Source organism: Leptonema illini DSM 21528 (assembly GCF_000243335.1).
Classification (GTDB): domain Bacteria; phylum Spirochaetota; class Leptospiria; order Leptospirales; family Leptonemataceae; genus Leptonema; species Leptonema illini.
The window spans coordinates 2,075,173-2,089,818 of the sequence record NZ_JH597773.1 but is presented as its reverse complement, the minus strand read 5'-3'; the positions used below and the strand labels follow the sequence as shown (position 1 = coordinate 2,089,818).

Below are 14,646 nucleotides of genomic sequence, written 5' to 3'. Positions count from 1 at the left end.
AGGAAGCGGAGCTGGAATCGGCTCAACGGACCCTGTAGCGGTTCTTTACAAGCTTCATCAGCTCGTTAAAAAGCTCTTCATCGTAGTTCGGATCAATGGCATACACGATATGCCGGCTGTCGTCCTGCGAAAGTTCGAAGTGAGCGAAACGCGGGTCGGGCTTGAGCGTTTTCAGGTCGAAGCGAGCGAAGCGAATCTTCGGGCTCGTCTCGATGACGGGATCGACGGTGGCGATGCGGTCGATGCCCGGGCGACTCTGATAACGCGTGCTGTGTGTGATCTGACCGACCTCGAAGAACGTTCGGCCGGTTTGCGATCTCGACGCCATGACGATGAAATCGCCTTCGCGCAGAATCTTCTGGTTATCGCAGAGGCTGATGGCTACGTAATCAAGGAACTCCCGCACGATCCGATCGGGATACGTGAAGAAGGAGTTGTTGATGATCATCTGCACCGCGCGTCTCGGCGAGAAAGGCTTTCTCCAGGGAACCTGACTGGTTAACGATGCGAATTCGCTCGCCAGGCAGAGGATGGCGGCGTCCTCGTCGTACGGAATGTCCTGCTGTAAAAGCTTGAGCTGCATACGGATGTCGTCGCAGACGGACTTTTTCTCGGGAAAGCGAGAATACTGTTCGAGGATTTCGGTGAGCTTCGTCCGTATAAACTGCAGATCGGGGTAGTTGTTCGTTTTTCCGTTTCCGTCACGCATGGGGCGGTGATGAACGAGAATGTTTCGCTTGATGCGCGGATCGATGGCGCCTTCATGTGCAAGAAGCAGATACGACATGATCGGATGATTCTTGATGTAGTTCATCTCTTTCGTCGCAATGTTCGATTCAAGAGGCATCTTCATCTTAGCATAACCGATATCGCACATAAGAGCGCTCATCATGAGCACGTTTACGGAGTCGGTATGACGGGCCTGTTCGCGAAAGTTCTGCGCCAGCATTCCTCTTGTCTTCATGGCCATTGCAACGACAGTGCGCTTCGTTGCCAGTTCGACTTCATAGGCGTTATCGCCTTCTTTCATGAGTTCGATGATGTTAACCAGGCCGGTCATGGAATCGGGCTGCGTTTCAAAGTCCTGGAACACCTTTGAAAGGCGTTCGCTTGTGCGCCTTGCCTGTACGGAGGTGATCGCCGTGCGTTTCAGAGTCGAGAACAGATCCTTCGTTTCGTTGGCAAGATCACGGGCTACTTCTTGAGTGAGCAGCTTCGTATCTGTCAGCCCTTCGGGAACGTCGCGGGCCGGTTCTTTAATGCCGAGCTTTTCGCCGTCATCCTGGTCGTAATAGATGCCGAGCTGAACGAAGCGTAACAGGCGGTCGATTTCCTGTTCGGTGGCGTCTACCTTTTTGTAGATGAGAATCTGACCTTCTCTGTTGTAGAAGTGAACCGGAATCTCGCGGCTCTCGACGATCTGCTGCATGATCTCAGGAGTGAAATCAAACGGGATGTACTTTTTATCGCTCATAGTTCAGTTCTGGATTGCACGCTGCCGGCGCTTACTGCGAGACTGCTTTGCGAAAAGGGCCGGTCAATCGTTTCTTTTTTGAGATGACTGCGGGAATTGACGGGTACCCTCCTCATCTCTGCCCTATTGGGACGGAAAAAGGGTGGAAATCAGGGAAAAAAAAACAAACGTGACCCTCATGTCAGACAGACCAGAAATTGTGCCTGTTGGCACACTACCACCGGTAGGCGTTGTGCCTCAGAAGATGTATGCACAGGTGATTCGTGCGGAACGATTCGGCGAACCTGAGAAGGCGTTCCAGATTGAACAGATTCCCGTTCCGGAGCTCGGGCCCAGAGACGTGCTTGTCGGCGTTATGGCTGCAGGAGTAAACTACAACAACGTATGGGCTGCTCTTGGCTATCCCGTCAACGTCATCGCTGCTCGCAACAAGAAGGGGGAACCCGAGGACTTTCACATCGGGGGATCCGATGCGTCCGGTATCGTCTATGCCGTCGGCGCCGATGTTAAGAATGTAAAGATCGGCGACGAGGTCGTCGTTCACTGCGGAATGTGGGATGCCGAAGATCCGCATGTAAAAGCCGGAAAAGACCCCATGTTCGCCCCTTCGCAGATCATCTGGGGCTACGAAAGCAACTGGGGATCGTTCGCCCAGTTTACAAAGGTGCAGGACCATCAGTGTCTGCCCAAGCCGAAGCATCTGAGCTGGGAGTCCGCGGCCTCTTACATGCTCGTGGGAGCGACGGCGTATCGAATGCTTCATCACTGGAAACCGAACGACGTGAAATCCGATGACGTCGTCCTTGTATGGGGCGGATCGGGCGGCCTTGGAAGCATGGCCATTCAGATCGCAAAAGCCGCCGGCGCGACCGTCGTTGCCGTCGTTTCTGAAAAAGACAAGGCGGAATTCTGCAAAAAACTCGGCGCTGACGGCGTCCTGAATCGAAAGGACTTCGATCACTGGGGTCCGCTCACAAGCGAGATCAACAAACCCGAAGTATTCGTGGATTGGACGAAGCGAGCTCGTAAATTCGGCTCGGCCATCTGGGAGATCACAGGCAAACGTAACCCGACGATCGTTTTCGAGCATCCGGGTGAGAGCACGCTGCCGACGTCCACCTTTGTCTGCGAGACGGGCGGTATGGTCGTCATCTGCGCCGGAACGACGGGCTTCAACGCCACGGTCGACCTGCGTTATCTGTGGATGCGCCAGAAGCGTTTGCAGGGTTCGCATTTTGCCAATGATGAGAACTCAAAAGGCCTGAACGACCTTGTGATTGCAAAGAAGGTCGATCCCTGCCTGTCAAGAACCTACAAGTTCGAAGAGACGGGAACATGCCATCAGGTGATGATGAAGAACCAGCATCCGCCCGGCAATATGGCCATTCTCGTCGGCGCTCCGAAAGAAGGACTCGGCATCAGCTGAGGTCACATTGAAACACTTTTTTCGGCTACTTTCTTATTCGATGCAGTACCGGTCCCGTTTCTTTACGGGGCTCGGTATTGCATTCCTTGTCGCTCTCTTAAACGGCGTTTCTCTAACCGCCTTTTATCCTCTGTTTGACGCCCTTGGCGATCAGGGGGAGCGTTTTTATATTCAGCTTTCAAAACATGAGCGAAAGCTCTTGCAGAAGGCCGTTCTCATCCATTTCTATAAGGTCGAGTTACCCGAACAACTTACGGGGCAACAGCTCTCAGACCGAGACTGGAAGCTGTATCTCATTCCCGAAGTTCCCGAGAAGATCCGCGAAGAGCAGTCGAAGGCCGTGCTTGACGCTCTTAAAGATCCGCCGGCCTCTCGTTTTTCGGCCATCGATCGTTTTCATCTGATCACCATCGTTAAGTGGAAGCTGAAGATCAACGAATCGGGCTACAGCCCGCGTATGGTGATCTTTACCGCTCTGACTGTCGTCTTTCCTATCTATCTGCTGCGTCTTGTCTTTCATCTGGTGAGCGTTCGCCTGATTGCCGGAACGGGGTACATGGCCATACGTGACCTGCGTCGCGATCTTTACAGTCGGTTGCATGAGCTACCGCTGAACAATTTCTACAAAGAAAAAACCGGATACCTGATGAGCCGCATTATCCACGATGTGGAGCTTGTCGCCGCCGTCATATCGAGCAATATGCGCGATGCGATTACGAATATCTTTTTTATTCTCACGCATGTGCTTCTTCTCGTCTATCTGAACTATAAGCTGCTTTTCATCTCGATGCTCACGGTACCGATCATCCTTTCGCCTGTTTCGCTCTTCTCGCGTAAAATCAATAAGTCGACAAGACGCAGTCAGGATCTGCTGGCCGAGCTTTCTGGCGTGTTACAGGAAGACATCTCTGGAGTGCGTACGGTTCGTTCGTTCGCCGTCGAAGACTGGATGACGTCGAAGTTTCGCGCTAAGAACGAGCGTTATACGTGGAGATCGTTTAAAGAGCTCTTCTATATTCGCATGGGACCGAATCTCGTGGAGTTGATGTCGTCGCTTGTGACGATCGGCATCATCGCCCTCGGAGCCTACTTTATCGACGGCGTAAACTTTACGGGCGGCGAATTTTTCGCCTTCCTGTTAACCTTGCTTTTTATTATACGTCCGATCATCCAGCTTTCGGGCATGTTCGGTAAGATTGCGCAGGCCGAGGCGGCCGGAGAGCGCATCTTCGAGCTGCTCGATTCGAAGCCCGACGTCGTCGATCCGCCTGCGCCCCGGCCCCTTCAAAAGATGACGCAGGGAATCGAGTTTCGCGACGTCGAATTTGCCTATCCCGGTACCGATAAAAAGGTGTTAAACGGAGTTTCGTTTTCGGTAAAGGCCGGGCAGACGGTTGCTCTTGTCGGCGAAAGCGGCTCGGGTAAGTCAACGATGATGGACCTGATGGCGCGCTTCTTTGATCCGACGGCCGGGCAGATCCTGATCGACGGAGTTGATATTCGTGAGTCTCGCATACACGATCACCGCAGTCGCATCGGCATCGTGCAGCAGGAGGTCTTTCTCTTTCATGGGACCATCCGTGAGAATATCACCTACGGTCGACCCGGCTATACGGTAAAGGATGCGGAGCGTGCCGCACGCCTTGCCAGCGCTCACGACTTCATTGAGCGGTTTCCCGAAGGCTATGAAACCGTGGTCGGCGAGCGCGGCGTGATGCTTTCGGGCGGACAACGTCAGCGCATCTCTATTGCGCGGGCTCTGCTTTATAATCCCGAGATCCTCATTCTCGATGAGGCCACATCGGCCCTTGATACGGAAAGCGAGCAGCTTGTGCAGAAGGCGCTTGACCGCCTTTTCAGGAATCGAACCACGTTTGTGATCGCTCACCGGCTCTCCACTATTGAAAAAGCCGATCTTATACTCGTCGTTTCGGGCGGTTCGATCGTCGATCGCGGAACGCATGCCGATCTGATGCAGCGTGAGGGCCTGTATGCAAGGCTACAGCAGATCAGCCGTGAGGCCATGCAGGATCGCTGAAACCCGAGCACGGGATAAAAACCGGGCAGACAGATCTGCCACACCGAAAAAATAAGCCGAAAATTGATAGGACTGAGGGTATGAAACCGCTTCTTCTTGTAGATGATAATGATCGCTATGCGGCGATTCTTGATGAGTATTTTCAAGGGCTGGGCTATACAAGTGAACGCGCCCGCGACGGAGCGGAGGGCTACAGACTGTTTCAGGAGCGCGGCAAAGGGCACTACGCCGTCATCGTTACCGACATTACGATGGAATCGCAGATGGCCGGCATCCACATGCTGAAAAAGATCCATAAAGATGGCTACCGGGGCACCGTTGTCGTTGCCAGCACCGGCTTTGACTTTCCCGGTGCGACGACTTTGAGTCGCATTATGCTTTCGGGAATCGGCATCGACTACCTGATTCCAAAAACCTCTGTATTGAAAAAAGACCCGCTCTTTCTGGGAATGAAACTTTTTGACAGCGCCGCACAAAAATTTATTGAAAAGGCGCACTGATCGGCAATACAAACATTTATCGTGAACTGAAGACCGAGAACGTCGTCTCTTAATGAGAGTTCACTTTTTCTTGCGTAGTATAGCGTTTTTTTAGCTTTTGAGCCGTGTGCTTTCGAGCAGTATGAATGGAGGAATCAATGTCAGCGTATTTGATCAAGAGTTCTGGCCGACTGGCCACCACCCTCGCAGTTTCCGCATTATTTCTGACGGCGGCCTGCGGGCCGGGAATTCCGATCAAATTCCCGCAGTTCCCCGATGGAACGGCCGGAACACGCCTCAAGCAAACCCTTGATGGCAAGAAGCGTGTGGCCGTCGTCGCCAAGGAGATTCCTCCAGCGATTCAACGGAGTATGCGAGCCGGCCTTGCCGAAGAATGGTCCGACACCATTCGCGCATCGATGAAATCCGCCCTTGAAGACTACGGCTATTACACCATCCTTGACGTCGACAGCCGCAATGCTCGATACAATGAGCTTGCTCGATCGCAGACCGGCCTTACGAACTATCAGCTTTCCATCGGGCAGGAGCTCCAGGTCGATCATCTGTTCTTCGTCAATATGACCGCCCTTCCTCGTGTGGAATGTAAGACTGAGATGGTCACCGATTCCGTCGCCGCCGCTTCGGCTGCATTGCAGCTGGCTATGGCGGCAAACGGAAGAGACGTGAAGATGAGCAATCAATCGACTACGCGCCCGACGGGAGTTCTCTATCTTACCGTATTTGTTGAAGGCAAACTCGTTAACGTTGAAACCGGGCGTTCGGTTTCGACATCAACGACAGAGCCCTTCAAGCTTCAGAACCAGGCAGGCAATCCGGAGTGCCCTTCTGAGCTTCAGGCCTTCGATGGAGCCTTGAAGCAGGCTGCAAAGAAGATCGCCGATAAGCTGTCCCCGAAGGTGATGACGTTCAAACTGCCCATCGAAGATGGCGTTGACGACGTAAAAGGCGGCGATAAGAAGCTTGTGCAGCAGTATCTGGCCGACGGCATCAGCTGGGTTGAAGCCGGCGATATGGAGCAGGCCGTTAAATCCTGGGAGATGGCCGTAGATGAATCTGGCGGTTCTTCAAGCGCTGCATTCTGGAATCTTGCCATCGCAAAATTTGCCGCTGGAGAAGTTCAGGAAGCCGACCAGCTTTTTCAGCGTGCCTTTCAGGCTGGCGGTCCTAAATTCATGGATGGCTCAAAGCGAACTACGTATGCTCTCTTTAAGAAAGAGAAGCAGCGTATCGAAGAAGAGCAGTGAGTAAAAGGTGACCTGCTGAAATGAGATCCTCCCTAACAGGTTGCTGAAAAAGTCCATCCGTGGACTTTTTCAGCTGACGGATTTTTGAGCTAAGCCCAAAAATCCTTGCAAAATGGCCTTTTGGGAAAAAGGCCATTTTGGCAAAACATCCTATTTTGCCTTAGCAGGCTGCTTTTTCAGCAGCCTGCTAATCGAGAATCAGTAGAAAACACTGCAAAAAGGCTGCGTATTCGCAGCCTTTTTTATTATTATGGCTGTGAGCAATCTTTCAGAGGATAGCAAACCTCGTGAATGACGTTGCGTTTATGCTCGTCGATCTGCGAATCCTGGAATACGGCAAAGCGTCCGTCGGGCAGGGCCATGCAGTAGAGATTCGTATCGCGGTTCTGATAGTAGAGGGCGCCATACAGATCGGGGCTTTTCTTATCGTTGAAGTGCACCTGAAAGGACAAACCGTAATGCTGAACCAGTTCTCGCTCCGAGTAGACGGCTCGCACGACCTTCTGTTTCAAACCGGTCGTCGTATTGCATTCGGCGGGGATCTCTTTCGTAAACTGCACGACGCCCGATCGCCCCTCTGACGGACGAATCATGCCGCACTGCAACAGAGCTGAGAAAATGGCAATGCCTGCGAAAAGGGGCAGAATCCTTGAAATGGAAAAAAATCGAATATACATATGTCCCGGAGCCATGTCACAGTATCACTGTCCACCGAAATAAACAGTATCTGACTCTCATTGCAGCGAATATATGGAACAACTACGAAAGCCTGAACTGAATGACAATCTTGCCGCCTATGCGACATCCGATTCTGGCGGCCGTCTGCACGACGAACCCGATCAGATCTTTCGCACCCCTTTTCAGCGCGATCGTGATCGCATTATTCACTCTAAGGCCTTTCGTCGCCTGGGCTACAAAACTCAGGTCTTTGTGAATTCAGAAGGAGATAACTATCGTACTCGTCTAACGCATTCTCTTGAAGTGAGTCAGATCGCCAGGTCAGTCGCATCCACGCTTCGCCTGAATGGCGATCTTGCCGAAACGCTCGCCCTTGCGCACGACCTCGGTCATACGCCGTTCGGCCATGCCGGCCAGGATCGTCTGCATGCTCTGATGCAGGACGCCGGTGGATTCGAGCATAACCGACAGTCCATGCGCATCGTCTCTGTCCTTGAAGAAAGGTATCCATTCTGGGAAGGACTGAATCTGACAAGAGCGACTCTGAAAGGCATGATGAAGCACGGAGAGGTCTATTCCTGCGACACGCATCTGCTTGATCTTTGCAAAGAGCGTCTGTCAGGATTCCCCGCAATGGAGATGCTACTTGTCGATTGCTGTGATCGCATCGCCTATGTGCACCATGACCTCGAAGACGGGCTTGATTCGGGGTATCTGGAGTTTGAGGATTTAAAAGCGCATCCCTACTGGAGCGAGGCGATGCGATCCTGTAACGATCAATACGGCGAGGGATTCCGTGCGCTGCGCAGACCTTTACAGATCAGAACGATCATCCGGCATCTGCTGAACGTATGCATTACAGATCTTATCGTGACTTCGACGCAGAGTTTGCAGGAACTACAGCTTCTATCTGTTGAGGCGGTGCGCTCGCTCAATCCCGAGCAGAATCCGATCGGAAACTCGCCGGCCATGGCGTCATCGATTCGAAGCATCTATGAGTATCTGCATAAAAAACTCTACCGTCACCCCGATGTCATCCGTATGTCCAGGCGTGGAGAACGTATGATCGAGCTGCTTTTTCGTGAATTCACGTCGCGACCCGATATGATGCCGCGGCATGTTCAGCGACGCATTGATCGTGATGGACTCGAACGCGTCGTATCGGATTATATATCGGGCATGACCGATCGGTATGCAGAGAAGCAGTTTCTGTATTTAACCGGTGGGTAGATGCGTAAAGCTCAGGGATCAAAGAGGAAAGTATGATTCTTAAAGGTGTCCGGGCTGTTTCTGTGGTAAGTATGCTGCTGTCGTTCGCTTCGCTTGAAGCAGAGTCGGTGATGGTGGCCGTCTCGGCCAATTTTACTTCGACGATGAAAGAGCTGGCTCCTCTCTTCCAGAAAAAGACCGGCTATCGAATTCAGATGTCGTCTGGAGCAACGGGGGCGTTTTACGCTCAGATTAAGAACGGTGCTCCGTTTGAGATATTGCTTGCCGCTGATGATGTCATTCCCGAGAAGCTCATCGACGAAGGTCTGGCCACTCCAGGCAGTCGCTTTACCTATGCCATCGGGCGCCTCGTTCTCTGGAGTGCCCGAGAAGGCTTTGTCGATTCTGAGGGCAGAGTGTTGAGCGAGGGTAATTTTCGCTTCCTGGCAATCGCCAACGCTGGCGTTGCCCCTTACGGCAGAGCAGCAGAAACCGTTCTGACCGGAAAAGGATTGCTCGAAACATTGCAGTCAAAGATCGTACGGGGAGAAAGCATCACGCAGACCTACCAGTTTGTAGCGGCGGGTAACGCAGAGCTCGGTTTTGTCGCCCTGTCGCAGATAATCGGCTCCGATGGACGGTTGAAGTCAGGATCATGCTGGATTGTTCCAGCAGATATGATGCCGCCTCTCAGGCAGGAAGCCGTTCTTCTGACGAAGGGGGAGCGGAATAGGGCTGCCTCAGCTCTGCTTGAATTCATGAAGACCGGCGAAGCGCGCGAGGTTATACGACGACATGGCTATGATACCGTGCCTTCCGGTCTTCCCTGACCATTTACGGACTATGGGGTAAAATGATTCCTCTTACTTCTGAAGACTATTCCGCTATCTGGGTGACGGTACGCCTTGCATCGACCGTCACGCTCATCCTTCTTATCATCACCATTCCTCTTGCGTGGTGGCTTTCCCGTAAGGCCACCGCCTTTCGTCGCCTGATTCAGACGCTGGTGGCCCTTCCTCTGGTGCTACCGCCGACAGTGCTTGGCTTTTACCTTCTCATTCTCATGGGCCCGTCCGGCCCGGTGGGATGGTTAACAGAATCTCTCGGTATCGGGCTTCTGCCTTTCAGTTTCAAAGGCATTGTGATTGGATCACTTTTTTACTCTCTGCCATTTGCCGTTCAGCCAGTATACCACGCTTTTCAGTCGATGGGGCGTCGTCCGATGGAAGTGGCGGCCACGCTTGGTGCACGGCCGCTTTTTGCATTCTTTACGGTAGCGATGCCGCTGGCAAGAAAGGGCATCGCTACGGCGGGCATACTCACCTTCGCCCATACTGTCGGCGAATTCGGAGTTATCCTTATGCTCGGAGGAGGAATAACCGGCCAGACGAAAGTCGCCTCCGTTCAGATCTATAATCATGTTGAGGCGATGCAGTACGGAGCCGCTCACTGGCTCTCAGCAGGCATGATCCTTTTCAGCTTCGCCGTACTGCTCTTCATTAATGCAAGAGTTGAGAAGCGAGGCGAGCAAATGCCTGAGCGTACGGAGGTGGAATGAACAAACACGATACCTTCCACCCTGCCGGGTTAGCCCCAGAGTCACGAAAGAGTGACGACCCATCGGTCGCTCCGCGCGAACAGACTGAGCAGGGGATCGAGGGGATGTTTCATCACCGTCTTGGTCGCTTCACCCTGAAGGTTTCGTTCGAGATCACCGGTTCAGGTATAACCGTACTCTTCGGACCATCGGGATCGGGGAAGAGCACCTTCTTGCGCTGCCTTGCAGGCCTGGAAAGGCCGGCCTCCGCATATCTCAAGGTCAGGGATGAATTGTGGCATGATACCGCTTCAAATTTTGTTAAACCGACCTATCGGCGCTCCATAGGCATGGTTTTTCAAGAGCCCTCTCTATTCGATCATCTGACGGTGCGGCAGAATCTGAGCTACGGAAGCCTGGCGGCAGCGCCTCTTATTTCAAGGGTGCTGGCATCAGCGGCCTCTGGATTGAGAGGTTGTTTGCAAGGCGGCGAGACCGAGTCTGAAGAACTGAGAAATGTTGCAGCTTTGCTTGGAATCGAGCATCTGCTGAATCGGCGTGGCGATGCGCTTTCAGGCGGCGAAAAACAGAGAGTTGCAATCGCTCGCGCTATTCTGCGCAGGCCAGAGATGCTTTTGTTGGATGAACCTCTTGCTTCGCTTGATTTGCGCCGCAAGCAGGAGATACTTCCTTTCATCGAAGGACTTCACCGGGCGTTATCCATTCCGATTCTCTATGTGACGCATTCCGCTGAAGAGGCAATTCGTCTCGGCGATAGAATCCTTATGCTTGAAGACGGTCGCATCGTCACGCAAGGCGATCCGGCCGATATACTCCGGCATATAGCGCCGGTGTACGACGATGTGTATTCTGAGTTTGACGCTGCTCTCGTACAGGTCGAGCCGGACGGCCTGGCTCGGCTGTGTGTTGCCGGCGCTGATTTCTACGTTTATTCTTCTGTGAAGCGGCCGGGTAAAAGCCTGCGCTGCCGGATTTCAGCCGGCGATGTCAGTCTCGCCCTATCGCGAAGCGAAGATACGAGTATTCTGAATGTTATGCGCTGCCGGGTCAGCGAAATCCGCCGGTCTTCCGTGCCCGCTCATGTGATCGTATGTGTCCTGCTGGCCGACGAAAGCACCACTTTATTCGCACGAGTAACGGAGCGATCCCTTCGACGTCTTAATATCGTTCCGGGCATGTCGCTCTGGGCGCAGATCAAAGCCGTCGCTATACAGGCCTGAAGCTCAAGCTCTTTCAAGCATGGCCACGGCCTGATCGGCGAAAAGGTTAGGCCACATGCTTACCGAGCGTTCTTTGCTGAAGCAGGCCTCTTCGACGATGAAGAACTTCTGATAGGCGCAGAAGTCGTGAAAATCCCTGATCGAGAAATACTGAATGTTCGGGCTTTTATACCAGGGATGCGGCATCGAATCGGTGATCGGCGTCTTACCCTTGAATACGATCTGCAGCCGGCTTTTCCAGTAGGCGAAGTTGCTGTAGCCGATGATGAGCCGCTTGCCGACTCGAAAGACCTCTTCGAGTACATAGTTCGGATCAACGAGCTCCTGAAACGTTCCGAGCAGAATAATGTAATCGAACGAACCCGAGCTGTACTGGTCGAGGCCGTCGAGAATATCTCCCTGGTGAACGGTTAACCCTTTTTCGATGCAGCTGGCGACGAGATCCATATCGATCTCGACTCCTTCGCCCTGAACGTTCTTCTCTTCGATCAGTCTGGCAAGAAAGGTTCCGTCGCCTGTGCCGAGGTCGAGTACTCTCGATCCTTCCTGAATCCAATCGATAACGGTCGAATAGACGCCAGTTAGAATCATCGACCGGCTCCGCTTGCCCTGGTCTGCAGGTTCTTATATTCGAGATCAAGGAAGCTATCGAGCACCTTCTGCAGCGGCGGATTCTGAATCAGAAAAGAATCATGCCCGTATTCGGTATCGAGGTTCAGATAGGTGACCGCCTTTCCGGCTCTTCGCAGAATGCGCGCCATCTCGCGTGACTGTTTCGGAGGGTACAGCCAGTCGGATTCAAAGCTTACTATAAGGAAGCGGCATTTTACGCCGGCAAGCGCTTCGTCGGCGTTACGTCCGTCGAGCAGATCGTACATGTCGAGCGCCTTCGTAATATACAGATACGTGTTCGGATCAAATCGGTTAACGAAGCTCAAGCCCTGATATTGAAGATAGCTCTCGATGGCGAAGAAAACGGGAAAGACGTCTTCGGGGCGAGGCGGACGTTGATGTCGCCGGCCGAATTTGTTCTCCATGACCGCTTCGCTTAAATACGTGACATGCCCGATCATGCGCGCTACGGCCAGGCCGTGCTCGGGCCTGTTATCGGCGTCGTATTCTCCGCGCTTCCAGTTCGGGTCGGTGAGAATGGCCTGACGTCCGACCTCGTTGAAGGCGATCTGAATGGCTGAATGCGTCATCGCTGCGGCGATCGGAACACAGAGGTGCAGTCGTTCGGGAAAATCAATGGCCCAGGATAACGCCTGCATTCCTCCCATGGAACCGCCGACGACGGCAAAAAGGCGTTCGATGCCAAGCGAATCGATGAGCAGGGACTGAGCCTTCACCATATCCTGTATGGTAACAGGCGGGAACTGCATATTGTAGGGCTTACCTGTGTCGGGGTTTATCGACGTCGGGCCTGTCGAGCCGTTGCATCCGCCGAGAACGTTCGAACAGATCACGAAGAAACGATCGGTATCGATGGGCTTGCCAGGTCCGACGTAATGATCCCACCAGCCCGGTTTGCCCGTTTCATTGATACCGGCCACATGGGCGTTTCCCGACAGCGCATGTGTGATGAGGATGGCGTTATCTTTCGCCGGCGAAAGCTCGCCCAGCGTCATATAGTTGATATCGATATAAGGAAAGTTGTAGCCCGAGCGAGTCGTCATACCGGGCAGACGCGCCGTCTGCGTGCGTATCTCGCCCACATCTGACCTGTAGCCTTCAGCGGCTCCATCCTGGAGATCCGTCGCCATCGATTCTTGCGGTTCGCTCATCTTTTTCGATCGTCGGCCGACAGGGCCTCGGCCGAAGCCCTTTTTGGTATTATTTCCGGAGCTTCCCTGCATGTCAGCTAAAAGGAAGACGTTGATTTGCAAATCGAGGCCAAAAAAAGACCGCCCGAAGGCGGCCTTTTCACTGCCTTTTCAAGGCAGTCTCTGTCTCATCAGCGATAATCAGGCAAGAGCCAGGGCATCATCAAGCGCCTCGATCAGGTCGTCGATATGCTCAAGACCGATAGAAAGGCGGATCAGATCGGGCGTCAGACCGCCTTCGCGCTGCTGCGCTTCGGTGAGCTGCGAATGCGAAGTGGAGGCCGGATGCAGGATCAGGCTTTTCGCATCGCCGACGTTCGCCAGGTGAGAGAACAGCTTGATGTTGTCGATGACCTTAACCGCTGCATCGTATCCGCCTTTGATGCCGAATACGACCATGCCGCCGAAACCGTTCTTCAGATCACGCGAGGCCAGGGCATACGAAGGATCGTCTTTTAATCCGGGGTAACGCACCCAGGAAACCTTCGCATGGTTCTTCAGATACTGCGCCACCTTCAGCGCATTCTCGCTGTGACGAACGATACGCAGCGGAAGCGTTTCGATGCCCTGAAGAAAGAGCCAGGAGTTGTCGGGCGAGATGGCGGCGCCGAGGTTACGAAGCGGCACGGTGCGCACGCGAAGGGCAAAGGCAATCGGTGCAAGAGGCGCAGGCAGGTCAATCGCCCAGCGCAGTCCGTGATAGTTCTCGTCGGGCTCGGTGAAAAGCGGATGGCGTCCGCCTTTCCAGTTAAAGCGGCCGGAGTCGGTGATGATGCCGCCGATGGCGTTGCCGTGACCGCCAAGCCATTTCGTCAGCGAGTTTACGACGATGTCGGCGCCAAGATCGATCGTGCGCAAAAGATAGGGCGTGGTGAACGTACCGTCGACGATCAGCGGGATGCCGTTTTTATGGGCGATCTCGGCGATGGCCTTGATGTCTACATAATCAAGGGCGGGGTTACCGATCGTTTCCACGAAAAAAGCCCGTGTCTTTTCAGTGATGGCCTTCTCGAAATTTTTCGGATCTTTCGCATCGACGAACTTCGTATTGATACCAAGCTTCGGGAGGATGGCCTCAAACTGCGTATAGGTGCCTCCGTAAAGGTTGTTTGCCGATACGATCTCATCTCCCGCTTCGGCCAGAGTAATGATGGCATAGAAGATCGCCGACGTGCCCGAAGCCACGGCTACCGAGGCCGCTCCGCCTTCAAGCTGTGATACGCGCTGCTCAAGCACGTCCGTCGTCGGGTTCATCAGACGGGTGTAGATGTTACCGAGTTCTTTCAGGGCGAACAGGTTCGCCGCATGTTCTGTGTTTTTGAATACATAGGAGCTTGTTCTGTATACGGGAACTCCTCGCGAAAGTGTGGCATCCAGTGCCTGTCCGGCATGCAATGCAAGAGTCTCAAAGCGGTAGTTTTTTTCACTCATAGCTGTCCTTCCTCATCTCTATCTGTCAAATCATCGTTCTATTCA

General features: G+C 53.4%; 13 protein-coding genes. 8 read left to right on the top strand and 5 right to left on the bottom strand.

Translation table 11 applies throughout. From position 1 onward, the window contains the following. Positions 1-22: 22 nt before the first annotated feature. Positions 23-1,474, bottom strand: a complete 1,452-nt coding sequence (locus LEPIL_RS09605; RefSeq protein ID WP_002772238.1) for an HD-GYP domain-containing protein — start codon at positions 1,472-1,474, stop codon at positions 23-25. Between the two features lie 178 nt (positions 1,475-1,652). Here LEPIL_RS09605 and ccrA point away from each other — a divergent pair, with 178 nt between their 5' ends. The 4 genes from ccrA (at position 1,653) to LEPIL_RS09585 (ending at position 6,682) form a co-directional block, all read left to right on the top strand. Beyond that, on the top strand, positions 1,653-2,900 hold the full coding sequence (gene ccrA / locus LEPIL_RS09600) for a crotonyl-CoA carboxylase/reductase (RefSeq protein WP_002772237.1): 1,248 nt from the start codon (positions 1,653-1,655) through the stop codon (positions 2,898-2,900). Positions 2,901-2,907: 7 nt separating this feature from the next. After that, entirely contained in the window at positions 2,908-4,938 is a 2,031-nt protein-coding gene (locus LEPIL_RS09595; RefSeq protein ID WP_040918590.1) for an ABC transporter ATP-binding protein, read from the top strand. An 80-nt stretch (positions 4,939-5,018) separates the two neighbouring features. Beyond that, positions 5,019-5,438, top strand: a complete 420-nt coding sequence (locus LEPIL_RS09590; RefSeq protein ID WP_002772232.1) for a response regulator — start codon at positions 5,019-5,021, stop codon at positions 5,436-5,438. Positions 5,439-5,575: 137 nt separating this feature from the next. Then, a complete protein-coding gene (locus LEPIL_RS09585) occupies positions 5,576-6,682 on the top strand; it encodes a tetratricopeptide repeat protein (protein ID WP_002772230.1) in 1,107 nt (368 codons plus the stop codon). A gap of 248 nt (positions 6,683-6,930) precedes the next feature. Here LEPIL_RS09585 and LEPIL_RS09580 read toward each other — a convergent pair whose 3' ends face one another. Further along, positions 6,931-7,359 carry a hypothetical protein gene (locus LEPIL_RS09580; protein ID WP_040918586.1) on the bottom strand — a complete coding sequence of 143 codons (429 nt, stop codon included), beginning with the start codon at positions 7,357-7,359 and terminating at the stop codon, positions 6,931-6,933. A gap of 73 nt (positions 7,360-7,432) precedes the next feature. Here LEPIL_RS09580 and LEPIL_RS09575 point away from each other — a divergent pair, with 73 nt between their 5' ends. From LEPIL_RS09575 to LEPIL_RS09560, 4 genes are read left to right on the top strand one after another with little or no spacing between them, the layout of a single operon-like run. Beyond that, on the top strand, positions 7,433-8,590 hold the full coding sequence (locus tag LEPIL_RS09575; RefSeq protein WP_002772226.1) for a deoxyguanosinetriphosphate triphosphohydrolase: 1,158 nt from the start codon (positions 7,433-7,435) through the stop codon (positions 8,588-8,590). Between the two features lie 32 nt (positions 8,591-8,622). Then, positions 8,623-9,399, top strand: coding sequence for a molybdate ABC transporter substrate-binding protein (modA, locus tag LEPIL_RS09570; protein ID WP_002772223.1), 777 nt, complete (start codon positions 8,623-8,625; stop codon positions 9,397-9,399). Between the two features lie 23 nt (positions 9,400-9,422). Further along, positions 9,423-10,127 (top strand): molybdate ABC transporter permease subunit, encoded by a 705-nt coding sequence (gene modB, locus LEPIL_RS09565; protein ID WP_002772222.1) that lies wholly within the window; start codon positions 9,423-9,425, stop codon positions 10,125-10,127. Then, positions 10,124-11,347 (top strand): molybdenum ABC transporter ATP-binding protein, encoded by a 1,224-nt coding sequence (locus tag LEPIL_RS09560; protein ID WP_002772221.1) that lies wholly within the window; start codon positions 10,124-10,126, stop codon positions 11,345-11,347. Before modB ends, LEPIL_RS09560 begins: the two co-directional genes overlap by 4 nt. Before the next feature lie 3 nt (positions 11,348-11,350). Here the strand turns inward: LEPIL_RS09560 and metW are convergent, their stop codons facing one another. The 3 genes from metW to LEPIL_RS09545 form a co-directional block, all read right to left on the bottom strand. Beyond that, a complete protein-coding gene (metW, locus tag LEPIL_RS09555) occupies positions 11,351-11,938 on the bottom strand; it encodes a methionine biosynthesis protein MetW (RefSeq protein ID WP_002772220.1) in 588 nt (195 codons plus the stop codon). Then, positions 11,935-13,110, bottom strand: coding sequence for a homoserine O-acetyltransferase MetX (gene metX, locus LEPIL_RS09550; RefSeq protein ID WP_425435259.1), 1,176 nt, complete (start codon positions 13,108-13,110; stop codon positions 11,935-11,937). Before metX ends, metW begins: the two co-directional genes overlap by 4 nt. A 201-nt stretch (positions 13,111-13,311) precedes the next feature. Further along, positions 13,312-14,601: an O-acetylhomoserine aminocarboxypropyltransferase/cysteine synthase family protein gene (locus LEPIL_RS09545; RefSeq protein ID WP_002772218.1), complete on the bottom strand. Its 1,290-nt coding sequence runs from the start codon at positions 14,599-14,601 to the stop codon at positions 13,312-13,314. Positions 14,602-14,646 lie beyond the last annotated feature (45 nt).

Bases quoted from the DNA above. Each gene is read 5' to 3' on its own strand.
- LEPIL_RS09580 (WP_040918586.1), bottom strand. From the start codon at position 7,359: ATGTATATTCGATTTTTTTCCATTTCAAGGATTCTGCCCCTTTTCGCA.
- LEPIL_RS09545 (WP_002772218.1), bottom strand. From the start codon at position 14,601: ATGAGTGAAAAAAACTACCGCTTTGAGACTCTTGCATTGCATGCCGGA.
- metX (WP_425435259.1), bottom strand. From the start codon at position 13,110: ATGGCGACGGATCTCCAGGATGGAGCCGCTGAAGGCTACAGGTCAGAT.
- LEPIL_RS09590 (WP_002772232.1), top strand. From the start codon at position 5,019: ATGAAACCGCTTCTTCTTGTAGATGATAATGATCGCTATGCGGCGATT.
- LEPIL_RS09585 (WP_002772230.1), top strand. From the start codon at position 5,576: ATGTCAGCGTATTTGATCAAGAGTTCTGGCCGACTGGCCACCACCCTC.
- LEPIL_RS09605 (WP_002772238.1), bottom strand. From the start codon at position 1,474: ATGAGCGATAAAAAGTACATCCCGTTTGATTTCACTCCTGAGATCATG.
- LEPIL_RS09575 (WP_002772226.1), top strand. From the start codon at position 7,433: ATGGAACAACTACGAAAGCCTGAACTGAATGACAATCTTGCCGCCTAT.
- LEPIL_RS09560 (WP_002772221.1), top strand. From the start codon at position 10,124: ATGAACAAACACGATACCTTCCACCCTGCCGGGTTAGCCCCAGAGTCA.
- modA (WP_002772223.1), top strand. From the start codon at position 8,623: ATGATTCTTAAAGGTGTCCGGGCTGTTTCTGTGGTAAGTATGCTGCTG.
- ccrA (WP_002772237.1), top strand. From the start codon at position 1,653: ATGTCAGACAGACCAGAAATTGTGCCTGTTGGCACACTACCACCGGTA.
- metW (WP_002772220.1), bottom strand. From the start codon at position 11,938: ATGATTCTAACTGGCGTCTATTCGACCGTTATCGATTGGATTCAGGAA.
- modB (WP_002772222.1), top strand. From the start codon at position 9,423: ATGATTCCTCTTACTTCTGAAGACTATTCCGCTATCTGGGTGACGGTA.